This window comes from Sphingobacterium paucimobilis HER1398, from assembly GCF_000416985.1.
Lineage (GTDB): Bacteria > Bacteroidota > Bacteroidia > Sphingobacteriales > Sphingobacteriaceae > Sphingobacterium > Sphingobacterium paucimobilis.
The window spans coordinates 1-23,422 of the sequence record NZ_ATDL01000006.1 but is presented as its reverse complement, the minus strand read 5'-3'; the positions used below and the strand labels follow the sequence as shown (position 1 = coordinate 23,422).

The window sequence follows — 23,422 nt, the reverse complement described above, 5'->3', positions numbered from 1 at the left end:
TCTCGGACAAATATGGTAAAAGTGGCCTTGACTTATTTTTTTTGTTTACGATTCGCATATTCGCTTTACAATCCGTGTCATATTATAAATAAAACAAGACGAATTGTAAATGACTTAGAAGACTATTCCCTATTAACGCTACTTTTACAGAGGTTCAACCCTATATGATCAACGCATGAAACAGTTACTTACAATACTCCTGTGCACTTTGTTTCTATCCTGTCAGCGACGCAGCAGCACGATGCGAGAGCCTATCATTGCGGTAGATACTATTCAGAAACCTACCGTAGTCGAAGATCTTTTGTTCAGCAATGACACCATAAGTCTCTATAAGATAGACTCTATATCTTTTTACGATGCTAAATCCAAGATTGTCTTAAAAACCGACACGATACCCTATATCGAAGATTTTGAGAAAGTTAAAGCTATGCTTAAAGGACGAGCTGTGTTTGGAAACGTCAGTTTTAGCCAAGGAGTGATGCAAGTAGACACACTTATTGATGGGGATAACTTATGCCTAATCCGTGCCCTTAATGGTCATACAGTCAGCGTTTTGGAAAACACAGAATTTGGCTATATCGGTTTCTATCGGTACTACCCTACCGAAGAGATTCTTTTGTTCGAAGGAGGACACTCTTCAGATTTTGCTATCGATTTGAGAACAGGTGCAGTTGGTGCGGAGCTAGTTGGAAATCCGGCGTATATCTTATATACTCCAAACAAACAGTTCCGTTTAAATGGCTATTTTCCAGGGCAGGAATGCTCTGGATATTTCATTCAACGCATGGATGGAGATTATTATATGCATGTCGCAGAGATCCCTTTACATCTTACATCCGAAGGGTTTGATCTGTGTACCTTAAAAGATAGTTTTTGGAGAGACGACACGGAGCTTTATTTCAAAAACACTTACTTTGGAACGGATGACGATAAAAGACTGGGATTTTTCAAATTAAAGATCCATTCCAAATAGGACAAAGAGAGGTATGAATAAAAAAGGTATTAAGGCAATAAAAATTACATGTGCTACATTGCTCGTCTTTCTGCTATTAACAACGATATTGTTGATAATAGGTGAGTTTGGTACGGAGCCTAGCCTAAGTAATCTATACCGTGATGGTAAGGAAATCAATGGCGTATTTACCAATTATAATAATCAGATTTACGCGGTGGTTCCGAGTAGTGGCTACTATCTGATCAAGGAAGCGGATGTCGCTAGTTTTCGGGAGATAGATGAGCGTATTTCCAACCGCCAATTTGCGGTAGATAAGAATAATGCCTATTGTGGAAACCAGATTATTAAGGGTTTTGATCCGGCTACAGCCAGGGCTCTGGGCGAAGGCTATTTTACGGATGGTAAAACGACCTGCTATTGCGCGCCTATGAGTGTTCCCAATATGGATCTATCTGGTATTGCTTTTGTGTTAAAAAAAATATTGTACGGCGCAGGACTAGTCGATAAGCCACAAAGGGATATCTATCCGCTCCAATTCCTACAAGAGGGTAACAGTATGTACACGACCTTGTTAAAAGCACGTGCAGTTACCAATGGTAAGCTCGTTTATTACCAAGGTAAGCTTTTGGACAAAGCGAACCCCTTAACCTTACAGCAGCTACCACTAGTATACAATGACGGTGATATTCGTCCTAGCTTCGTTTATCTTGCCGACGACAAGCATGTATACTATAAGAACGACCTTCTCCCTCTACAGGCAAATACAGAGCTACACGCGCTTGCCTTCGATGCTCAAAATCAACAGAACTACCTAGTTGACCCTAAAGAAGGTATGGTGTATGTAAATGCCATACCGTTCGATAAGAGATATGCGCCCTATAAAGAACTATCGTTGCATGGTGGACACATTTTTCACAGCTTCTTCTTAAGTAAGTCCGGTGTATTCTATTATGATGCAGTGAAAAAGGACGTAATGCGTTTAGATGAAAATCCTTTCCATGGGTCGGACTTTAAAGAGATCGAACCTCTGATTTTTTTGGATAACAAAAGACTGCTTTATTTAGAAACGAGCGAACATTGGGGGGGACGGCGCGATCCTGGGCTTAAATCCCAGTCCACCCATATCTATCAAATGGATGAGCCTGTTGACCCAGCGGCATGGCAAAGAATTGGTCCCGTGAACTATAATTTTGGTGCAGTGTGGAAAAATGGCCTAGATTATTTTTACTTTGACCAGCTCGGCAATAACCAAGGTATTCGGAAGACTATATACCGTATTGCGGACCAAGCTACTGTTAATAAGCTGCTCGAAAAGGATGTCCGTACTGATGCAATACGTGATCTGATCAGGGATGGCAGAATGATACCCATTAAAGGCAAAGAGGTACTTCGAGCAAAGACCGTGCACCGGGAAAACAACTACTGGTTTATCTGGATTATTCTCAGCTTAACATTAGGAGTGAGAGCTGTGCTGTGGTTTTTACGTAAAGTCGGAGTTAATCCGCAACCGTTCACCATAACAGACAAGGGGTTGAAAATAAATAATCTATGGTCAAAACAATATGAACTATTCGATATTGATGAAGTTGTCTTTTTTGTAGAAACTGCATTACGACAGCCTGGATATAATGGAAAGTTTCGGGTACATCTAAGGAATGGTAACACCTCCCCTAAATATATGTTTTCTAGTCAAATAAGTCTCCATGCGGATACCAAGGAGCAGCTGGAACTGTATATAGCAGATTTGCAACATCTACTGACAAAACATGGCATCAAAAGCCGTGTAGTGTATTAGATGTTCAATAGTTCAAAATAGGTTTTTCTGTTGCAATTGTCTAAGGTATAGGTCTTGTTTGCCTTTCACTTTCCTTTTGTCTTTCGAGGTTTGGAAAATTGTTCCTCAAACATGTTTTCTCCAGTTATAGCTTCTATCTGTCCTGTAGAAAGATTGATGCTGGTACTGCTCTGCTCTCCTGAAGCCCGATGGAACTCGGAATGATCAAACCCTATCAGCAAGAACCACAGCTTAACCAATATTGAAATCGAGTCCTCCATAATTAACAAATACCTCGACCGAAGCATTCTTGCTGTCCTGTTGTTTTATATTTTTTATTTAAAAGCTACAGCGTATATGATTTTGTACTGTCAGTTATAGCGTCGTTCTCGTTTGCTACAGGTTCTCGAGCTGCTGTGGAAGAATGGTCGTTAGCACGGCCACGACAGGACATGAGTATGACAAGGATAGAGGTCAGGAATAGTAATAGTCTCATTTTGTTTTGAAGAATCGGTGCTTTAAAGTATATCAATTCATTCAGTGCGACAGGGACATTCTGATCGGCCGTATATTTTGCATAATATGTGCCATTGACACTATCTTTTGTTATAAATGGATAGTTGCGTAGGGTTAAGCTATCTAGGGAAACTGAGATTGTGTGCTGTTGATTTACTACGATTCTCTTTACTTGTGAAAGATTTTTCCCTATGAACAGTAAGGGCAGAAGTTTGTTTCCGTCACTGTGTATATGGATAATTAACAAAGGAGATTCCTATTTTTAGTATTTACAATTCGTATTAATGAACTGTAAATGCGAAAAAAAAAGCTTTCTGTTTGAAACAGAAAGCTTCATCTTGTAAGTCGGGATGGCCGGATTTGAACCGACGACCTCCAGCACCCCATGCTGGCGCGATACCGGGCTACGCTACATCCCGAAAAGGAAACCAAAAATAAATCTTTTATTAATGTTTTGCAAGGGTAATTCCTAAATGGCTAAATGTAGTTTAAAATTCTTGACAACAAGTATGTTTTAAAATAAAATTTGGCATTAAACAGACCGATCGATACAATCGTAAACCATAAGTGTAGAATAATTCTAAATAGAGTGTTTTTGGGTAAACTAATTGTCACAATCTGCGCTTATTTTCTTCTACTGCGGAATAAAAGTCTATTTTTACGCCTCTTAATTGGATTAATACATAATAAACCATTAAGTGATATAACAAAATATTTTACGTGACTGCTGAAAAGCAAATACTGTGATTACTGAATTTTTATGAGTACAAGTGTACCGAACAGACTTTATGCAGCGATAACCGGTATTGGAGGATATATTCCAGAGAATACGCGTTCTAATCTCGATTTAGAAAAAATCTGTGATACTTCGGACGAATGGATTGTTAAGCGTACGGGAATCAAAGAACGTCGGATTCTTGAAGAAGAACTAGCTACTTCAGATATGGCTGTGCGCGCTATTGAAGACCTTGCTACTAAATACAACAAGAATATACATGACATTGACGCCTTGCTGGTAGCTACCTCGACCCCAGATATGCCTATGCCTGCAACAGCTAATATCATAGCTGACAAATTAGGGATAGATAATGTTTGGGCATTCGACATGAATGCAGCCTGCTCAGGTTTTCTTTATGCTTTAGACCTTGGGGCTTCATTAATCGAGACACGACGATATAAGAATGTACTGGTCGTAGGGGCCGATAATATTAGTACATACGTGGACATCCACGATCGCTCCACAAATATCCTTTTCGGTGATGGCGCAGGTGTTGTTTGGTTAGAGCCTTCAATGGAAGGAGGAATTATGGATGCTTATTTACGAAGTAATGGTTCAGGACGTTCTTTCTTGAATATTGAAGGAGGCGGGTCGCTGTATCCACTTGATGCTGCAGATGCCATAGCCGACAAACGTTATTTAAAACAGGATGGAAAGACGGTATTTAAACATGCTGTACAGTCAATGAGTGATGCTTGTTTTCAGGTTTTGAACCGTAACGGATTGACCATAGAGGACGTCGACTGGCTTGTTCCACACCAAGCGAATCAACGTATTATTGATGCTGTGGGACGTGCACTGGATATACCAGAAGGGCGCGCATTGAGTAATATTGAATATCTGGGCAATACGATTGCTGCCACTATCCCATTATGTATCTGGCAGAACCTAAAACAGATCAAAACCGGAGATCTAGTGATGTTGACAGCTTTTGGCGCCGGATTCTCCTGGGGGGCCAGTCTCTTCAAATGGATGATATAATATATAAGAAAAGGCGGATTTGAAATCTGCCTTTTCTCTTTATTTTTCGATATAGATCTGATCAAAAGGAACTCTGCAGCGTTCTCCCCAGATGCCTTCATTACCTTTTCTGACCCCGCAGGACACAACCATATTGACTTCTGCTCCTCTAGGGAGCTGTAGTACCTTTCTTAACATACGACTGTCGAATCCCTCTAACGGACAGGTGTCGTAACCCTCATTGGCCATAGCTATCATAAAGGTTTGTGCGGCCAGTGCACAGGATTTGTGTACGACAACACGTACGTCACTTTCGGATACCTGTCGGGTTATGGAGCGAAATAAGCCTATCGTTTTGGTTATTAGTTGACGAAATAGTCCCAACAGTCCAAAAAAACGGGAATATAATAATGGCATTATTTTACCATAGTAGAGTTGCCTGTCTTTGATTCGCTTGGCCTGACGATCCTCTGGGCTATTCCTCCGGATATTACCTATTTCAAAGTCAAGCACATACTGAGCTCGTTTGCGATGTAGATCTTGCCGGGTTACGAAAACAACGATTTGATCAGCGGTAGAAGTCGCTGTCTGATCGAGACAGGCGTGGGAGATCTTTCGCATTAGCGTTGGATCGGTGATATGATAGAACTCCCAGAGCTGCATGTTGGAGCTATTGGGTGCCAATGCAGCTAGCTCGAGGCAGTGTCGCACCCTAGGAGTATCAAGAGGTTTATTTTTGTCATATACACGAACAGAGCGGCGAAAGTGTAGTATCTCGTCTAAATTCATAGAGATTTTGATAGAAGCAGATATGTATTATGTAATTAAAATAAGAAATATAAAATGCCGCTTAGCAGAGACCAAGCGGCGTTTACATCTTCCATATATATTATCTTTCAAGTCCAGCAGTGACTATTTTTTCTTTGACTTTTTTTTCTGGTCTTTCATAACTTTTTCATAGAAGTTTTTAATTACTGATTTTAATTTGCTCAAAGCTTCTTTCTTCTTCTTATCTTTTTTGCTTTCAGATTTCTTAGAAACTTTCTTTGCTTTGACCTTAATATCTGCTTTCTTATTCTTCTTCAGATCTTTTGCGGACTTAACATCTTTTGATTTCGGTTTTTCAGCTTCCTTTTTCTTGTTGGTTTTTGCTATCTCCGCTTTGGAATCTTTTTTCTTCATATTACTTTTATCTTTAGTCTCTTTTTTCTCCTTATCGTTCTTTTTCTCCTTTTTGACGATATTTTTTTCTGTCTTCTCTTTTTTGCTAGGAACTAATATATCATTAGAAACTTGTGCCGGAGTTGACTTTGGCATTTCAGTATCCGCAGACTTTGTACTGTTCTTCTTCGCTACCACTGGTTTGCTTATCGCAGCTTTTGCTACTGCAGGCTTACTCGTGCTCGACGATTTTGAAGGTGTAGCCGCTTTAGCCGACGAAGTTGCTGCTTTTGCTACTGCAGGTTTACTCGCGCTCGTCGCTTTTGTAGGTGTAGCCGCTTTAAGCGACGCTGGTGCTGATTTTGTAGCAGCAGGCTTACTCGCACTTGTCGATTTTGCAGGTGCAGCCGCTTTAGCCGATGTAGTTGCTGCTTTTGCTACTGCAGGCTTACTCACGCTTGTCGATTTTGTAGGTGTTTTTTTAGCTATAACACCAGTTGATGTAGTTTTTTTAGAAGCAGCAGTTGCCGCTTTCGGTATTGCTGGAGCTTTCGCAGGCTCCTTCTTTGTTTCCTGTTTGTTGTCGGCAACAGTTTCCGCTTGGCTTTCTACTGACATATGTGTCTAAATTTTAATTGACTAATTAATAAATTGAATAACACAATATAACGAAAAATGTTTTCAATCAAAAAGATTTACGGCTTTTACCGCGGTACATTCGGATAATATATGTAAATTTGCAAGACATAACTAAGGGGTCGACCGGAATTGACAGGGTAGCGATGGTTATGTAAGCATGCAGTGCATTGTGAGTCTAGCACTTTAATCTGAACTTTCACACTTTTAACTGGCGAAGAAAACTACGCCTTAGCTGCCTAAGTTAGACTTAGCATAGCTATTTGTCCCGTTAAGTCATGTTCTTCGGCTTAACATTAGGGGCATCGAACTATAGAACTGGCCGTTGTGATTTTGCTAAGCAATGGCGAGAAACAGCAGATAAGGAGAAAGGTATAGGTAAGCGACTCACCTTCCCTCTCCCGACAAATAAAGAGAAGCTAAGCATGTAGAAAGCGTAAATCATACTACGTTTGGACGAGGGTTCGAATCCCTCCGGCTCCACAAGGCGAATAGCTCAACTGATCAGTTGAGCTATTCCTTTTTTTACTATGATTGAAATTTATTAGATAAAAACCACAACAATGAGAAAATTATCTATCTACATCGCTGCTAGTCTGGATGGTTACATCGCAAAACCCAATGATGATCTGAGTTTTCTTCAAATCGTAGAAAAAGAGGGTGAAGATTATGGCTACGCTGATTTTACAGCCACTATAGACACCTTGATCATTGGTAGAAAAACCTATGACTATGTCGTTAGAGAGTTAGGTGCTTCGCATTACGATAACGGTGAAAGAAATGTATACGTAATCACAAAGACGCCCAGGGCGAATACAGGTCGTACAACTTTTTATTCGGGGAGTGTTGGTGAGCTCTTGCAAACCTTGCGATCCCAACCCGGAAAGAATATATATTGTGACGGTGGTGCTGAGATAATCGACGCTTTCTTAAAAGAAGAGCTGATCGATGAACTGATTTTATCGATCATACCTGTACTACTGGGGGGAGGCACGAGGTTATTTAAAGATGGCAGACAGGAGTTGCTTTTGGAACTCATTAATGCTAAAACCTTTGATACGGGGTTGGTACAATTACATTATCGAAAGAAGTTACCTAACGATCCGTCCTCAGTTGTTCAGATGCATTAAGCAATAATATATTGGTCTGTATCGCAGCGGGACCAATAAACAGTTACTTTTTTCTCTTTACAAACTTATAGACTTCAAACCATAAAACCGACACCGCACCTATTCCTAAAGCTAGTGCTAATTCGAACATCGTCAAGCTTGTTACCGCGAAAAAATCGGAGAAAGGTTTAAAAAACAAAATAGAAAACAACATGGCTAAGGTGATTATAGTTACCCCTGTTAACAAATTATTCCGGTATTTCATCGTTTGGAATATGCTGTAGTAGAAGGATCTATTGACAAGACTCAACAGAATATTAGCAAAAATAAGTGTGGTAAACACCATAGCACGGGTTTTCTCTTCTGTCCCCCCATGCTGTACAGTAATCTGGTAAGCCAAAAGTACGCCTATTGTAATCACAATTCCCTGTACGATACTAATTCCTAGCTCCTTCCAATTCAGGAACGTATCGGTCATGAGTCGTGGGGGAACTTTCATGGTATTCTTTTCCATAGGCTCATTTTCATAAACGATAGAACAGGTAGGGCCCATTACCAATTCTAGAAATATAACATGTACGGGTGTGAAAATCTGTGGAAATACCCATCCTAAAAACAGTGGTAACGATACGGTCAATATAATAGGTATATGAATTGATATGATGTATTGAATAGCCTTCTTTATATTACTGTATATTCTTCTTCCAGCAGCTATGCCAGTGATCAGCTTCGACAAATCGTCATTTGTCAACACTAATGAAGCCGCAGCTTTAGCAATCTCTGTTCCTTTATCGCCCATCGCTACGCCAATATGAGCAGCCTTGAGTGCTGGCCCATCATTTACACCATCGCCCAGCATAGCGACTACCTCTCCTTTTCTTTTTAAGGCATTGACCACAGCTAGTTTTGCTTCTGGAAACATACGGGTAAACAATACATTGTTTTCTGCTACCTGTTCCATATCCTGATCAGAGTAATCCATAATCTCTTTACCTCCGATCACCTTCTCCGTATGTTGGATTCCTGCCTGACTCGCTATACTTCGCGTGGTATCCGCGTTGTCTCCCGTGATAACCTTCACCTGTATCCCCGCATCATAGATCTGTTGGAACACTTCGCTGATACCTGCTTTGGGTGGATCATAAAAAACTACTAGTCCCAAGAACTCAAATTCAAAGTCTTGCTGTTTAACTGGGAACTTGTAACCTTCGAAGGTAGATTTGGCAACCCCAAGAATACGGTATCCTTGCTTGCCTAGTTCTGCTATTAGAGTACGAACCTTGTCTTTCGCAGCATCGGTAAGCCTCGATACTTGAAGAATGGCCTCCGGAGCACCCTTTGCAGCAATAATACGTTCTTGATTTTTATTCTCAAAGAGATGCGTCATCATTGGAGGTTTGCCTTCCAAAGGATACTCGTGAAAAAGACTATAAGTCTTTCTGAGGTCCTGTTTTTGTGTATTTTGGTACACTTGGTGTAAGGTTTTTTCCATCGGATCGAACGGAATAGGTTCGCTGCTCCACATAGCATAACTCACGAGCCTATCTATTGATGGACTGTTAAATGAACTACTGTCATACGTATGATCGGTCTGGTAGTCATAGAGATATTTGAGCTGCATGCTGTTTTCTGTTATCGTACCAGTCTTGTCTGTACATATCACCGTAGTACTCCCCAATGTTTCTACAATGGAACTGCGCTTGATGATAATCCCTTGCTGCATCAACTTCCATGAACCTAATGCCATGAAGGTTGTAAACGCTACAGGGATTTCTTCTGGAAGTATCGACATGGCTAATGTTAGGCCATTCAGCAAACTGTCCAAGAGGTTTCTGCTCTGATAATAGTTGACAGTACATACCATCACAAATATGGCAATACCAGCTATAGCCATAGTCTTTACAAACTTTGTGATTTGCAGTTGCAATGGAGACGCTTCTTCTTGTATGTTAGCAATGGATGAGCCTATTTTGCCGATACGGGTTTCTTTCCCAATTTTATCGACTTTGAAAACGGCGAGACCGGAGACTGTAACAGTACCGCTGTAGAGATTTTTATCGTCACTGTCCACATTTTTAAATATGGACATACTCTCTCCTGTAAGTGAGGATTCATTCACTGAAAAGTCGTTACTATGGACAATCTTTCCATCGGCATTGATCATCTGACCTTCCTCGGTAACGCATAAATCTCCAACAGCGACCTCGTGTGTAGGAATCTGTATCACTTTCCCATGTCGAATTACAGTACTGAGTGGCTCATTTAATTTTTCAAGCGCTTCCAGCGCTTTCTTGCTTCTATTGTCCTGATAAAAGGAAATTGCAGAGACTAGAGCAATAGCAACCAACATAAAAGTCGCTTCGCCATAATCACCTACAATCAGATAGATTATGGAAATAGCGAACAATAATATCAGCATCGGTTCTTTTAGGATATCTAACAGCATTTCGAGCCAATTGCTCTTATGCAGTCCATCCATTTGATTGTAGCCAGAAAGTTCTTGTGAGCGCTTCACTTCTTGCTCTGTAAGTCCTTTAAGATGTTCAGGTATATTATAGCCCATGACTTGTCAATATATTGTTTTCCAGGTATTAGACACCAGCTAAATCTACACAAAATAACGTTCATATTTATCTTCATCTCACACAAGTCAGAAAAATATCGAAACTTAAGGGAAAGGAAGAAATAGCATGATTATTAATTACCTTAGGCGACACTTGCCTCTTGGTTGATTGCTCTCGTCTAAAACAATATCGGAATGCAAGAACTGTGCAGCATCAGCAGAGCCCTGGACTTTGGAAGCGCTACGTATCAGCATCTCTTTTTCAAACTCTTTTAACACGGTGTCTCGTAGGCCTATATTTTTCCAATCGACAAATGGACATTCCTGCGCTATAAATCGAGCTAAGGATAATGCATCTAACAGCGCTTGGTTAGCTCCTTGCCCCTTAAATGGACTCATAGGATGAGCTGCATCTCCCAATACTGTCATATTTCCAACGGGAGTAAAATCCAACGGAGTTAATTGTCGGCGGTCATACACGGGGTATCCGGATACTTTAGGTACAGGAGTGGCAGCCATAAGCTCTGGGATAGGGCTATGCCAATGTGTGCGTCGGCAAGCTTCTTCTTTTAGTGCATGAGATCCTAACCCGCTAAGTTGCTGGGCCTCGGATTCGGAGATAGGAAAACTAAGTTGCCACATCACAGAGTCTTCCGTATAAGGCATCACGTAAAGCCGCTCCTTACCATTGGCAGTTTGAAATACTGTTTCGGAATCTAACAAAGGGCTCTCAAGGTTTTTAAGCTCCACTAAAGGGCAGATGCCCAGTATAACCATACAATCCAAATAACGTAAAGGACTACTCTCCTCGCCGATAAATAATCGACGTACTGTACTACGAATCCCATCTGCTCCAACCAATAAATCGGCCGAGGCTCTCTTAATTGCTCCATTCACAGAAAAAGACATTTCTAAATGTTGATCTGCGGTTTCTTGGACATCAATCAGCTGATGTCCCCACTGTATAACGTTGCTCTCTCCAAGCTGTTCTAAGATGCTGCTTCGTAAAGACTGTCGTGCTATATGTATGTTGGACCGCTTGACGGAAGTTCCTTCCGATCTAGGAGCAGGTATCCCTCCTCCCCATTGACCTAATACCCGTCCATCTGTGGCATGTACCAGATGACGTATAGATACAACTCCACTATTACCCAAGAAAACACCTAAACCTTTCATTGCTTTACTCGCTTGTTGCAATGTAAGCCCATAACCCTGGGACCGTGCTTCAAAGTCATTGTCGCGTTCGTAAAGTGTAAACGGAATGCTTCTATGGTAGCAGGCGACAGCTAAAGCCATGCCCCCTATACCTCCGCCAATGATGGCTACATGTGGATAATGCTCTGTATCTGCAATCGGAGGGTGATCTGTCTGTTGTAGACCTGAACCATCGCAACTCATACAGATAGATAGATGCCCGCGCGGACGCTCAGGAGCAACCCCGCTCCGATCAGAATTTTCGAAGCGCTCTAGTTCATGTTGGTAGCGTAGTTTTACTTTCTTAGTTAACTTACGCCGTTTTTTTCCACGTCCGCGACAGTCTTTACAAGCAGTCCAATACGTCTTGATCGGTGTTATTTGTTCTTTCAATTCTTTTCAATTCTGTCAGGAGAAACAAGTCTCTGAACGGCTACCCTATACGGACGCACAAATTTAAAGCAATCTCTCCAAAAAAGCACGTTTTCTTCCTAAAAAAAGGAGTCATTTTGTAACTTATCCTTGAAAACATGTAGGCTTTTCTTTACTCAAGTTAAGAAGTGTTACAACCCCAGATAATCCATAAGTTCGCGCGCAGCGGCTCTACCCGCACGATTGGCTCCGATAGTAGAGGCTGAGGGGCCGTAACCTGTGAGATGAATCCGATGATCGTCAGCAACCTGAGTCGCGAGCTGACCTGACATTGTTATGCCTCCCTCTTCGTTCATTAGTTGAAGTGGGATTAAATGACCTAGCGAATGCCGAAAGCCTGTATTCCAAAAAACAATATCTGCATCCAGCGTGGTTCCGTCTTCCCAGCGCACCCCCGTCTCGGTAAATTCTTTAAACATAGGCTTTCGTTCTAATACTCCTCGATCGAGCATCCATTGAATAGCAGGAGTAATAGGAAGGCCAGTAACCGATACTACCGAATTGGGAGGTAATCCCTCACGCACGCGTTGGTCTACCATAGCGACAGCTTCCCGTCCGAGCTCGGGACTGAATTTATAGTTTCTAAAATCAGGAGGTCTGCGGGTTACCCATGTCGTCTTAGCAACCTTTGATATTTCGCCAAGTAATTGGACTGCTGAAATCCCTCCTCCTACTATAACAACTCGCTTTCCAGCAAACTCTTCTGCAGTCTTGTAATCCCCCGTGTGCAATTGTAAGCCTTTAAATAGCTCCCAGCCGGGGTATTTCGGACAATAAGGCGTCTTCCATGTTCCTGTTGCGTTAATTATACCTCTGGCATTAAACTGCGTCCCATTGGTATGTACTAAAAAACGTCCGTTGCGTTCCGTTACACGATTAACTTTTACAGGACGTATTATTGGTAAATTAAACGCTCGCTCGTACTGCTCGTAGTACTTAGGTAACGCAACATTGGCCTGCAGCTCTTTGTCTGTTATATCCACCGTGTCGGAGAAGCTCATTCCTGGCAAATCATTTATTCCATTTACATTCTGCAAAGTCAATGAGTCCCAACGGTGCTGCCATGCACCACCAGCTCCAAACTCATCATCTAAGACAACAAAACCTTTGCCTGATACTAAACCTGCTTTTTTAAGATAATAGGCCGCTGATAAACCGGCTTGCCCTGCTCCTATCACTACAATATCAACTTTGTAAAATACGGCTATATTAGATTCCAAAAAATTCACTTTCTTATTCTCTGTACGATTTGAGTTCTTATCCATATTTCTTATCCCAAATTAACCTACCGGCAGACCGATATTATTTCAAAATACGAATTATAAAGTTTATCAACGAATTGTAAATTCGCTAATATGGAACGAGGAATCGTTTTTACTTTTGAGGTATTAAATAATAAAAATGAAAACAAAAAAACTTGTGTGTACTTTGTTTGTACTTTTGATTGGTAATCTTGTATATGGCCTCTCTTACTCCTCACCTACTAAAGTTGCCAGTAGAATAACAGTGGACAGCTCGATGGTAGTTCGGTATAACTTTAAAGATCGCTTGGCTTATCATATCTATAGCAATGGCGACACTTCTATTATTTTATATACCCAAGATGACAGTGCTCCGGTAATGACATCACAGTATAAAGAGGGATTCGGCAAAGATTATCTTTCTTTTTTGAGTATGGAGTATAAACATGGTAATACCGTATACGAAGTGGATGGTCGAATGATGAATGGAGACTATCTTTCTTTTAATAGCTATAAGGAAAAAGACACATCGTTAGACAATCAACCTAATTATTATAAGATTTCGGAGGTTCTATGGGAAGTAGGTGTGTACAATGACTGTAAAATGTACTATCATGAAGAGGAAAACAACACTCAGATACGGGTTTTTGTCTACAATCGGAAAGATGGTGTGGATTATAATTCTGCCTGTAAAGCTTTGCTAAGAACGCATGGTCTTCGAACATTAATATTGGAACCTGGTTGGCTCGTCATCACAGCGGACTTTTTTGTCGATCAGGACACACAGTATGAACTCATAGGTCAGTTGATGAGTGACACGACAGACTTTAAACAAACTATTACTATCAACAAACGAGAACTGGAATTGCTCTTTGACAGCACTCCTGAAGAGTACAGAGAGTTTATCGGCACCACACCGCACCCAAACTACTGTGAAGTTATAGGTTGGTCTCAGACTCTAGATGAAAAGACATCGGATTATGTTGTGGAATTTTTAGGTGATATGTGTACTTATTTCAATCTCTATGGCCGCTATGATCTAAAAGAATTTCAAGCCTACTTTTTAAGGGCAGCACGTTATCGTAAAGAGCATTATATAAAACATCAGATGCTAAGCAAAAAACAGGCTAATCTGTTTTACAAAGAATTATTAGAACATGAATCTTCTAATCTGAAAGAAAACTTGATTGATTTTTAAAGTTCTTTATAACAAACTTATAATATACAACTTACTTTCACTGGATTTTTCATATTTCTAAATTTGTGTGAGTGCCTCCACCAATAAGTTGACTAAAATACACTAACACACTCCTAGTGTGATAAGAGTTAGAATAAAAAAGCTCGAATTACAGGAGAAGTACAGCTAGCCACGTGTAAGCCATCATCGAACCCAGTTCTTCTAGTTCTCATACCTCTTAAACGCAAAGACCTCCATCTTTCGATGAAGGTCTTTGTTTTTGCGGAGAGAGTGGGATTCGAACCCACGATACAGTCATCCCGTATACAGACTTTCCAGGTCTGCTCTTTCAACCACTCAGACATCTCTCCCTAAGCGAGCACGAAGATACAATTTATAGTCAGTTTAAAAAAAGAAAATCAACTTATTTTAAATGTTTTCTTCTAACTAGCTCTGCAATAAAAAAATAATCTCTTTATTGCAAAATTGTACAAAATAAAAAAGACCAACTTATTCAGTTGATCTCTTCTATACTGTAAACAACAACTACGCTTGCTCTTGCTGTAATCCTTGTTTGTAAATCGCTTTTTTAACTTGGATGCGACGTGATACAGATTTTTTCTCGAATGCTTGACGAGCACGAAGCTCACGTACTACACCCGTCTTCTCAAATTTCTTCTTGAAGCGTTTCAATGCTCTATCTAGAGATTCTCCCTCTTTAACATTAATAATAATCATAGTTCCTGTATACCTCCTTCCGTTGAAAAATTCTTGTGGCTGCAAAGGTAGAAATTATATCTTATATTGTGAAATATTTTTTAAAGCAAATTCCAATCTTTTATAATTTTATCTAAGGGGTTTTCTTTAGTACATAATGCCGTATGCATACCTAGCAAAGAGGCTGTCTCTAGATGTTGAGGACTATCGTCCACAAATAAAGTATTGCCAGCGATCAATCTGTTTTCGTCCAGCACTGCATTAAAAATATTCGCTTCAGGCTTACGCATTCCCATCAAATGAGAATAGTATGCTCTCTCGAAGAAAATAGTATTGTCTTTTATCCCGTACTCTTCTTGTATATGCCGCATGCAGTAAGCATAGTGAATAGCATTGTTATTGCTTAAAAGAAACGTTCTAAATTTAGCTTGCAACCCGAGTAACAGTTCGTGCTTTCCCGGCGGAACTCCAATCAACAAAGCATTCCAAGCATTATCAATCTCCGAATCTGTCAATCCAGAATTATTGGTTAATTCTCGGATTCCATCTCGAAATTCATCAGGAGTTATATTTCCTTTATCAAAATCATCAAATAATGTAATTTGACCATGATGAGCGAATATTTCTCCAGCATTGGAGATACCCAATTGAGTAAAAGCATCTTGTGACTTAATAAAGTCAATCATAAAGATTACATTGCCGTAATCCAAAATAATATTTTCAATTTTTTGCATAGAAAATTTTGTTTTCTCGATACAAATATCGATAATTGCATCACCAAAAGGGAACAATGTTACACTTTTGGTAAACAAAAAAAGCTGCGCCTATAGCTCAGTCGGTTAGAGTAGAAGACTCATAATCTTTTGGTCCCTGGTTCGAGCCCAGGTGGGCGCACAGAAAAATCCTCATAGTAATATGGGGATTTTTTGTTTTAAACCATTTTAGAAGCCTTTTAAGCATTGTTTTTTATTCAACTAGTAAGTGTTTACATTTATTCTTTTATAACAATCTAAGAGACATCATTTGCCTCAATTTTACTCATTATTTTACTCACATTAAACCATCATCTCTAAAGCTAAAATATCCCTCATTAGATACGATTATATGGTCACAAATTTCAATATCCAACACCTTTGATGCTTCAATTGATTTTTGAGTTAACTGTTTATCTGCTGAACTTGGAACTAAAGATCCTGACGGATGATTGTGGGCTAGTATAATTTTAGAAGCAGAAGCTTTTAGTGCAATTGAAAATATCAGTTTCATATCCACAGGCACATAATCCTTCCCTCCTTTAGCAATATCCACTATCCCTAGCACTCTATTGGCACTATTTAGGAGTATGACTTTGAACTCCTCTGTAAACTGCATTAGTCCCTCCTTCCAGACGTCTATTAATATAAGATAGGCATCCTTTGAGCTTGTCATTTTAGGTCGCTCAGAAGCCTTATACTTAGGTCTAAAAAAGACTTCAATTTCTGATACTTTAGATAGATTATTCACTGTTATTTTTTCTTTAATAAAAAGGTTAATAAATAAAATAGTCTCTCCAATATGGAAAGACTATTCATGATTAGTTAGTGTTTAAATTGCTCTAAAAACTGCTTTCTTCTTGCCGTCTCTATATGGGGTTGATACTTATCAAAATATGGTATAAGCTGATTTAAATCATTGCTACCGACTATGATCTCACTATCAAAATACAGTAAGTAAACTTGCTTTGTTGGATGGACAAAAAAGATTCTACTATTTACTTCATTAGATAAGTGATAATCACGCAGAAAAAACCTATTAAAGATATTCTTGTAATTTATATCTCCTGCTGTTGTTTGGAAGTAAATTTGCACCTTTTCTACTTCCTGTGTTTCGTCTACAAAGGTTTCAGACATAAAATCCCCTATCCTATAGGCTTCAAATTGATTAAGCATATATACATCCTTCGTTGTATCCCAATGGTTGATCATTGCTACAACAGGGGTTGTTGGGGCTTCAAAAATATCCTCAAAAACATTTATAGCTAGTTCTAACATCCTAGATAGCTTCTGTTGGGTTTGTTGTCCATAACCTAGCCATGTAGAAATAACTAATTGGTATTTGGTTTCAATCTCAAAAAAGATAGCTTTTGGATTACCCTTTGGAAAACTTGAATAAGTTACCCCCGTGGTTGAAAAGCACTTTGACTTCAAAATTATTCTTTGTTTCTTAGTGTGTGATAAGTATTTCCTAAATATAGGAGAAAAGAATGGTAGAGGTTTGAACTCTCCTTAAAACTTGACTCTGAAAAGGGTGGACGTTGTATAACCGACATTGATTTTTTAAAGTGGGCAATAAATTGAATCCTTTCATAGTCTCTATTGTAACAAACAAAACCATGGGAGGGATAAATTTTTAAAAAACTCACCAACAATTCAACAAGACACTCGTCACTAGGCAAATTTTCTATAAACACTTCATCCCAAGAGGTAGAATGGTCTCCTGGTCGCCAACTCGACTCTGGAAAAATTGTGATCTTAGTGTTCGAGAATTTCTCCAAAACATTCAAAACAGAAGATAAATCGCTAAAATTCATTATGTTATTTTAAACAAGTAAACATTTATTTAATTCTTCTATTTACTATGTAGCCTAGCAGAGCTCCAATTTTTACCTTTGCATATCCTGTATTGTTATTTTTTTCCAATACAGTAACTTGACTTTGATTTTTTTTGGTTATATGAAAAATTGGAGATATAGAGCTAGGTGTTTCATAAACAGGGATGATTGATTTTTCACCGAGTGAATATAAAAGATCTTCTGAATCGCTTGGTGATAAAGCCGTTACAGAAGAACTAGAATATAAATCAGTAAAATAAAATTCAATTGGGATTAAGCTGGCATTATATTCAGCAAACACTTTACAGTAACCATTTATTATTTCGGATGGCACTTTAAGTTTTTCTGGAGCAGTGTAAATTTCATTTCCAAGAATGAATTTTTGAATAAGATTGTTAGATACAACCACCTTTGCTTTTGTTATTCTTTTTCCTTGAATAATTGTAGTAACTTCATGGGTGCCATTAAAAAGATTTTTGAAATATTTTGTTTCAAGGTGTAGCTCTCTGTGCGCACGAATACTTTCAGCATCTCTAGCTAATAGTTCTTTTATTTCTGTATTGTGTTTGTTTTGGAAAATTTGCCCTGCTTGGAATAACCTATCCATTGGTAGAGGAATATATTCTGGTAGCGTCTGTTCTACTGCTGTTTTCCAAGGATTTTGTGCTAGAGCTGTATTTGTTATAGCAAGGAAAATAATTAACAATCTGGTTTTCATTATTTTTTTATAACTGTTTAAAAAGTTAATATATATATTCATAATATTTCACATAAAAATGCCTTCTATTAGTATTTGGTTAACTGGAACGACTCCGATCAATAGCTGCAATAACAAACTGGTAATAGCAAGAAATGACCTATTACTATAACCAACCTAGGATTAACTATTAAAAGTTGTTAGATTCATCTTTTTTCTTGTCATTAATTTCTTTAATTACAGCATCTACGAATCCCTCAACTTCCTTTATATGTACCTCTTTTAGCGAATCACTGTAAATAGTTAATGTTGGATATACCAAATATTGGTCTGTACCAGACACATCTTGATCCCATTTAGGAATTCCTGCTATCTTGACTTTTTTATCTCCTATGTCCCAGAAGTATGTCTCAACATTTGAAAGAACTTCACGTTTACTGATAAAGTCATCTGCTGGCACCATAAAGGGCTTATATCGCCTTGTACATTCTCCATATCTAGTGGTAATTATATCTATGAGATCCTTTTTTAAGTCTATCTCTTTATCATCCTGAACAAACTTGCTCCTAAATTGTATCCATATTAGTTTTCCGTCGTATGTAAATTTGGTTTTAATTTCGTATTTGTTGCCATTTATTACTTCAATATTTTGTGGCATAACCTTTTCAAACATCTTTTTTGTCATGCCCAAGTACACTGTTTTATAAGCTTTGGCTTGTTCTTCTTTAGAATATTTGTTTTTTGGATCATTGGGGTCACTAAAATCACCTGTTAAATATGGACTTAAATTAGATTGTACCATATGGCTTTCAGTTTTAAGTGAAACTTCATTGTGACTTCCTTGATTAAGGCAAGAATATTGGGATAATGCTCCGATTGTAATGTAAGACAAAAGTTTTAAATATGTAACGTCCATGGGGTAAAATGAACCTTGTCTCTAAGGTTTTTTTTGGTATGATAAATACAAAAGCGTGAGACTATAACCTAGAGCTGATTGCTGAAAGAGGCACCTGAGAAGGCCTTACACAAACAAACAGATAGGTTACGCCCCACGCTCTTATATAGATATATAATGACGTAAGACGCTAACTCTAACTGTCCTTGTTGTGTAGTTTGAAAATTTCTCAGGTTTTCTTCTTTCACAAGAACTTTTAAGCTAACGCTAATTATTTTATTTTTTTGATGATTCTATTATTTTTTGATGTGCATACCTCCTGTTTTTGTAAAACGTTTAATGGTGCAAATTACATATTTTTGACGTAAAGGCAAAAGCTCGTCTTAGTGTGTGCTTTAGCTAGTGTCATTTAATAAGCCAAAATCACAAATAAGCTATAAATATAATATGTGCCATCAATGGCAAAATACGGAAAACCTTTATTTTGATGGATAATTGCTGTGACCGTCAAAAAAACTCCCTCCTGATTCTTTACAGGAAATGGGCAATATATTCTGATTAGTTGTCCATTAGTTTTGACTACCAACAAACTTTTTTCCTTATAGTTTTGTAAGACCATATGTTGGCTCATCATTAGAGTATTATTTTGAATTAGTAAAAGGTGAAAGGGTAATACTTCTATTGCACTACCCTTTTGGTTTAATCGTCTAGATAAGAACGGGCTCTGCCTCTTGGGGTTTAAGCTCTTCTGTGACATTCTCTTGTGGAGAATAAGTATACCTATAAGCTAGAGTTACAATCTCTCCTGTCTCTTCTATAGTATACTCGTATGGCTCTACAGAAGTCTTGATTATTGAACCTCGCATCTGTTTACCAATTGAAGCCTGACATACAGCCTCATTAAATGTACTTGGTATAAGACATTTTTTAGCCGTAGCATAGGGTTGTCCTGTTTTCTTGGAATAGGCAAACTCCAAGTCTCCTTGAAGCTCTAATAGAAAGAATTCGCCGTTGTCTCCTGTCCTTTTTTCATAACCTGTAATAGTGACCATAATCTTTTCTTTTTTAATTTAGTAGAGTTAGAAATTAATTAGTACAACTTAATAACTGGGGGTGTTCCAGTCCTAAGATTTAGTCGGGGGAATTGTTGGTAGGGAGGCTTTCAGTTGTGTCTATACAGAATTTATTTCATAAAACAAAATATTTTAAAAAATAAATTTGTTTTTCTCATATATTTTACTTTCCTTTGCAGTTGGTTGATTTTTTGGTAAGAGTGATGAATGGGTACGCAGTAATAGAATCAAACATAATCCTATAGCCCCAAGAAAGTTTTATTAAAAATTTGTTTAATAGTATCTATTAAGATGGATGTAACTTTTTATTGTAAAAAATGCATCTTACTATATACATATGTAAAAAAAATAGAAAAAAGTAACAGTTAGATTTACATCTCTGACAGTGAATATATTATGTTATGGATAACATTGAGAATGAAGTAGATGAAGCAAGGAAAGAGAAAGTTATAAATTTGCGTAATAATGAATATTTAGATAAAGCGTTTGACTTAACCCCCTCAAATACGATTATTAATAAAGGAAGATGTGGTATCGGAGGAACTACATTAGAGTTGAATAGTCAAAGACATAGTATCATAGTTGTTCCAAATATTCCTACAATTGAAAGCAAGAAGCGTGCTAATCAAGATATAATTGGTGTGTACGGCGGAATTACAAAAAACAGATTGAAGAAAGAAATTGCAAGCTGCTTGGATTCAGGGAAGTACATTAAGGTATTAAGTACTCCGGATAGTTTCCCTAAATTGGTAGATGCATGCCTAGATTTGGGATTTGATCCATATAAAGAGTGCTTTTTACTGTTGGACGAATATCATACTATCGCAACAGAATTAGGTTATCGGGAGAATATGATAAAGCCATTGGAGTTTTTATTTGAGTTTGAGAATAAGGCGCTCATTTCTGCTACTCCATTTAGTTTGAGTGACCCTAGGTTTGATCAATTTACTAGAGTAAAAATTGTCTCTGAACATTTGAATAAAGATGTTAATGTGGTTTTTTCAAAAGACATCTATGGAGTGTTGATCAATTTTATCGAGGATGCAAGATTGATTCAAAATTCAAATGTACATTTATTCTACAATAGTGTTAGATCAATTGTGGAGGTCGTAAGTTTGCTAAAGAAGAAAGATGATGTTAATATATTTTGTGCTAATACAAAAGAGAATATTGGAAAATTAGGAGATTTAAGAGGGTTATTTGCAGAGTTAGGTCAACAGGATTTTAAAAAGCTCAACTTTTACACGGCAAAATATAATGAGGGTTGGGATTTGAATGATGAAAATGCAATCATTGTCTTAATTTCCGATGCAAACTTACAGCAGACTTGTTTTGATATCGAGATTAAAGGTACTCAAGCAATTGGGCGTTTAAGGAACAAAGCTAAAGAGGTTTACCATATTACAAATTGTAGAAATTTAGCAACTGTAAATCCAAATAACATCATAGCTGACAGAAAAATTAATGCCCAGAATAGTGTTTTAGCATTAAATTATATTAATGAGAATCTTGTTTTCACTAATGATGGGGCTGAATTTATAGAAAACATGAAAGTGGAAGTTAGTAAATATGCTGATATTGAAAGTACAACTGGTAAGGCTGTTATTAACCATAGTAAAGTTGACTCTGGTGTATATGTGGCATTGGCAAACTATAAATACAATAACAAACAGTCTATAACTGATTGTTGGAAAAAAACTGGATTTAATGTTAAGATTATAGAGTCGGGTTTTCAAGTCTCAAAGGAAGATAGGCGTGTTTTGCATAGTACAAGAATTGGCAGATCTATTAAAAACAAATTGATTATAGATAAAATTAGATTCTATGATAGTAAAGAATTTCACTCAAAAGATGATAATGGACGCTTGACTATTAATTTTTCGGGACTTTCAGAATATCAAAAACTTAAGCAAGAAAACCCTCGTCTTTATGAGCTTTATATTAAATTGGGTTATGACAAAATGGAAGAACTAAATTTCAGTACTCCTAAAATGGAAAAAATGTATCTACTAAAAACACGTAATATTTTGGAGGTATCAAAAAATCTCAGAAACTATGTACATTCTACTTTTCATTGTGGTAATAAATATCCTTCTCTGTATATAAAATGTGAGCTTTCTAAAATCTACAACCAGTTTAATGTGCCAAAAAATGTTAATGCTAGTGATATAAAGAAGTATTTTGATGCTCAAGAAGTAACTTATCGCCTTGAAGGAAAACCTGTAAAAGGTTATTTTCTACATGGTAGAAATTAAGTTTGATTAAATTGATTATCCCCCCATATTTTCAGGGGGATAATCTCTTATAAAGATGGAACAACCAACTTTAACTCATCTACATTATTAACACCCAAACCTCGTAAATATTTCAAAGTAACCACCATATCAGAATGTCCCATAAGCTGTTGAAGCAGATGTAAGTCTTTGGTCTGTCTATAGATTTTCACAGCAGATGTATGCCTGAATGAATAAATAGTATGGTTATCTTCTACTAGATTAATTTTAGACATTTTTGACCACATCCTCTTCCAAGCTGTACTAAAGTATGCCTCATTAAAGGGAATTAAGTCTTTAGAGAAGATATTTTGATTTTCATCTATACTTTTGGATATTACGGTTTGATTTGTGCCAGTCATTTCGGTCGGATGGTGCCAGCTATTACGGTTCAAATGATGCCACTTTAGTGGTTTAGTTTTCTTCCATCGCTCCGTTTTTTACGGTTCGAATTGTGCCACTTCAAAAAGATCGGGAAAGAATTACCTTGTCGCTCTAAATACAGCGATATGGCCAACAAACTTGATCCGATGGACTTAAAACAAATACTCACATTACATCTGGACGGTTACAGTAACCGTAAAATAGGTTCCGTTCTGGGTATTTCCCGCAATACGGTCAATACCTATATGCAGCTGTTTGCAGGCAGCGAATACTCCTTTCAGGAACTTCTGGGCTTCG

Annotated in this window: 23 protein-coding genes, 3 tRNA genes and 1 other RNA gene; 10 read left to right on the top strand and 17 right to left on the bottom strand. The window is 38.0% G+C overall.

Annotation, left to right across the window (positions count from 1 at the left end):
* The first annotated feature begins 175 nt into the window (after positions 1-175).
* Complete coding sequence (locus tag M472_RS28465; protein ID WP_144062646.1) at positions 176-973, top strand: hypothetical protein; 798 nt, start codon at positions 176-178, stop codon at positions 971-973.
* Between the two features lie 13 nt (positions 974-986).
* Positions 987-2,750 carry a DKNYY domain-containing protein gene (locus M472_RS28460; RefSeq protein WP_021069248.1) on the top strand — a complete coding sequence of 588 codons (1,764 nt, stop codon included), beginning with the start codon at positions 987-989 and terminating at the stop codon, positions 2,748-2,750.
* A 65-nt stretch (positions 2,751-2,815) separates the two neighbouring features.
* Here the strand turns inward: M472_RS28460 and M472_RS28455 are convergent, their stop codons facing one another.
* The 3 genes from M472_RS28455 to M472_RS28445 form a co-directional block, all read right to left on the bottom strand.
* Positions 2,816-3,010 carry a hypothetical protein gene (locus M472_RS28455; protein ID WP_021069247.1) on the bottom strand — a complete coding sequence of 65 codons (195 nt, stop codon included), beginning with the start codon at positions 3,008-3,010 and terminating at the stop codon, positions 2,816-2,818.
* A 65-nt stretch (positions 3,011-3,075) separates the two neighbouring features.
* A complete protein-coding gene (locus M472_RS28450; protein WP_021069246.1) occupies positions 3,076-3,492 on the bottom strand; it encodes a hypothetical protein in 417 nt (138 codons plus the stop codon).
* 98 nt (positions 3,493-3,590) lie between these two features.
* A tRNA-Pro gene (locus M472_RS28445) sits at positions 3,591-3,664 on the bottom strand.
* A gap of 341 nt (positions 3,665-4,005) precedes the next feature.
* Here M472_RS28445 and M472_RS28440 point away from each other — a divergent pair.
* Positions 4,006-5,004: a beta-ketoacyl-ACP synthase III gene (locus tag M472_RS28440; RefSeq protein ID WP_021069245.1), complete on the top strand. Its 999-nt coding sequence runs from the start codon at positions 4,006-4,008 to the stop codon at positions 5,002-5,004.
* A 39-nt stretch (positions 5,005-5,043) separates the two neighbouring features.
* Here M472_RS28440 and M472_RS28435 read toward each other — a convergent pair whose 3' ends face one another.
* Together M472_RS28435 and M472_RS45155 are read right to left on the bottom strand one after the other, a co-directional pair.
* A complete protein-coding gene (locus tag M472_RS28435) occupies positions 5,044-5,772 on the bottom strand; it encodes a nitroreductase family protein (protein ID WP_021069244.1) in 729 nt (242 codons plus the stop codon).
* 123 nt (positions 5,773-5,895) lie between these two features.
* Entirely contained in the window at positions 5,896-6,342 is a 447-nt protein-coding gene (locus M472_RS45155; protein WP_144062645.1) for a hypothetical protein, read from the bottom strand.
* 4 nt (positions 6,343-6,346) lie between these two features.
* On the opposite strand from M472_RS45155, the gene M472_RS45150 reads away from it, so the two are divergent.
* From M472_RS45150 to M472_RS28425, 3 genes are all read left to right on the top strand, one after another.
* On the top strand, positions 6,347-6,772 hold the full coding sequence (locus tag M472_RS45150) for a hypothetical protein (RefSeq protein WP_144062644.1): 426 nt from the start codon (positions 6,347-6,349) through the stop codon (positions 6,770-6,772).
* Between the two features lie 126 nt (positions 6,773-6,898).
* Positions 6,899-7,266: a transfer-messenger RNA gene (gene ssrA, locus M472_RS44875) on the top strand.
* A gap of 77 nt (positions 7,267-7,343) precedes the next feature.
* Positions 7,344-7,910 (top strand): dihydrofolate reductase family protein, encoded by a 567-nt coding sequence (locus tag M472_RS28425; RefSeq protein ID WP_021069241.1) that lies wholly within the window; start codon positions 7,344-7,346, stop codon positions 7,908-7,910.
* Positions 7,911-7,953: 43 nt separating this feature from the next.
* On the opposite strand, the gene M472_RS28420 is transcribed toward M472_RS28425, so the two are convergent.
* The 3 genes from M472_RS28420 to M472_RS28410 form a co-directional block, all read right to left on the bottom strand.
* Positions 7,954-10,452, bottom strand: coding sequence for a cation-translocating P-type ATPase (locus tag M472_RS28420; RefSeq protein ID WP_021069240.1), 2,499 nt, complete (start codon positions 10,450-10,452; stop codon positions 7,954-7,956).
* Positions 10,453-10,590: 138 nt separating this feature from the next.
* Positions 10,591-12,039: an FAD-dependent oxidoreductase gene (locus tag M472_RS28415; protein ID WP_021069239.1), complete on the bottom strand. Its 1,449-nt coding sequence runs from the start codon at positions 12,037-12,039 to the stop codon at positions 10,591-10,593.
* A gap of 170 nt (positions 12,040-12,209) precedes the next feature.
* On the bottom strand, positions 12,210-13,343 hold the full coding sequence (locus M472_RS28410) for an NAD(P)-binding domain-containing protein (protein WP_021069238.1): 1,134 nt from the start codon (positions 13,341-13,343) through the stop codon (positions 12,210-12,212).
* 136 nt (positions 13,344-13,479) lie between these two features.
* Between M472_RS28410 and M472_RS28405 the strand changes: the two genes are divergently transcribed.
* A complete protein-coding gene (locus M472_RS28405) occupies positions 13,480-14,517 on the top strand; it encodes a hypothetical protein (protein WP_021069237.1) in 1,038 nt (345 codons plus the stop codon).
* Positions 14,518-14,779: 262 nt separating this feature from the next.
* Here M472_RS28405 and M472_RS28400 read toward each other — a convergent pair.
* The 3 genes from M472_RS28400 to M472_RS0122440 all read right to left on the bottom strand — a co-directional run bounded on the left by M472_RS28400 (position 14,780) and on the right by M472_RS0122440 (position 15,947).
* Positions 14,780-14,867, bottom strand: a tRNA-Ser gene (locus M472_RS28400).
* Between the two features lie 175 nt (positions 14,868-15,042).
* Entirely contained in the window at positions 15,043-15,234 is a 192-nt protein-coding gene (gene rpsU / locus M472_RS28395) for a 30S ribosomal protein S21 (protein WP_021069236.1), read from the bottom strand.
* 80 nt (positions 15,235-15,314) lie between these two features.
* On the bottom strand, positions 15,315-15,947 hold the full coding sequence (locus M472_RS0122440) for an HAD family hydrolase (protein WP_031301424.1): 633 nt from the start codon (positions 15,945-15,947) through the stop codon (positions 15,315-15,317).
* 86 nt (positions 15,948-16,033) lie between these two features.
* On the opposite strand from M472_RS0122440, the gene M472_RS28390 reads away from it, so the two are divergent.
* Positions 16,034-16,107: transfer RNA gene (locus M472_RS28390), tRNA-Ile, on the top strand.
* A gap of 156 nt (positions 16,108-16,263) precedes the next feature.
* Here the strand turns inward: M472_RS28390 and M472_RS28385 are convergent.
* From M472_RS28385 to M472_RS28360, 5 genes are all read right to left on the bottom strand, one after another.
* Complete coding sequence (locus M472_RS28385; protein ID WP_081643102.1) at positions 16,264-16,641, bottom strand: JAB domain-containing protein; 378 nt, start codon at positions 16,639-16,641, stop codon at positions 16,264-16,266.
* A gap of 149 nt (positions 16,642-16,790) precedes the next feature.
* The gene (locus M472_RS28380) at positions 16,791-17,399 is read right to left on the bottom strand and encodes a DUF3885 domain-containing protein (RefSeq protein WP_021069234.1); all 609 of its coding nucleotides are present in this window, start codon (positions 17,397-17,399) and stop codon (positions 16,791-16,793) included.
* Between the two features lie 408 nt (positions 17,400-17,807).
* On the bottom strand, positions 17,808-18,563 hold the full coding sequence (locus M472_RS28375) for a hypothetical protein (RefSeq protein ID WP_021069233.1): 756 nt from the start codon (positions 18,561-18,563) through the stop codon (positions 17,808-17,810).
* A gap of 127 nt (positions 18,564-18,690) precedes the next feature.
* Positions 18,691-19,302: a hypothetical protein gene (locus M472_RS28370; RefSeq protein ID WP_144062643.1), complete on the bottom strand. Its 612-nt coding sequence runs from the start codon at positions 19,300-19,302 to the stop codon at positions 18,691-18,693.
* An 800-nt stretch (positions 19,303-20,102) separates the two neighbouring features.
* Entirely contained in the window at positions 20,103-20,447 is a 345-nt protein-coding gene (locus M472_RS28360) for a hypothetical protein (RefSeq protein WP_021069230.1), read from the bottom strand.
* A gap of 422 nt (positions 20,448-20,869) precedes the next feature.
* On the opposite strand from M472_RS28360, the gene M472_RS28355 reads away from it, so the two are divergent.
* Positions 20,870-22,723: a hypothetical protein gene (locus M472_RS28355; protein WP_021069229.1), complete on the top strand. Its 1,854-nt coding sequence runs from the start codon at positions 20,870-20,872 to the stop codon at positions 22,721-22,723.
* Between the two features lie 47 nt (positions 22,724-22,770).
* Here M472_RS28355 and M472_RS28350 read toward each other — a convergent pair whose 3' ends face one another.
* On the bottom strand, positions 22,771-23,136 hold the full coding sequence (locus tag M472_RS28350) for a site-specific integrase (protein WP_144062642.1): 366 nt from the start codon (positions 23,134-23,136) through the stop codon (positions 22,771-22,773).
* A gap of 114 nt (positions 23,137-23,250) precedes the next feature.
* On the opposite strand from M472_RS28350, the gene M472_RS45865 reads away from it, so the two are divergent.
* Positions 23,251-23,422, top strand: a 172-nt coding sequence (locus tag M472_RS45865) for a LuxR C-terminal-related transcriptional regulator (RefSeq protein ID WP_200859600.1), incomplete at its 3' end; no start/stop codon positions are given.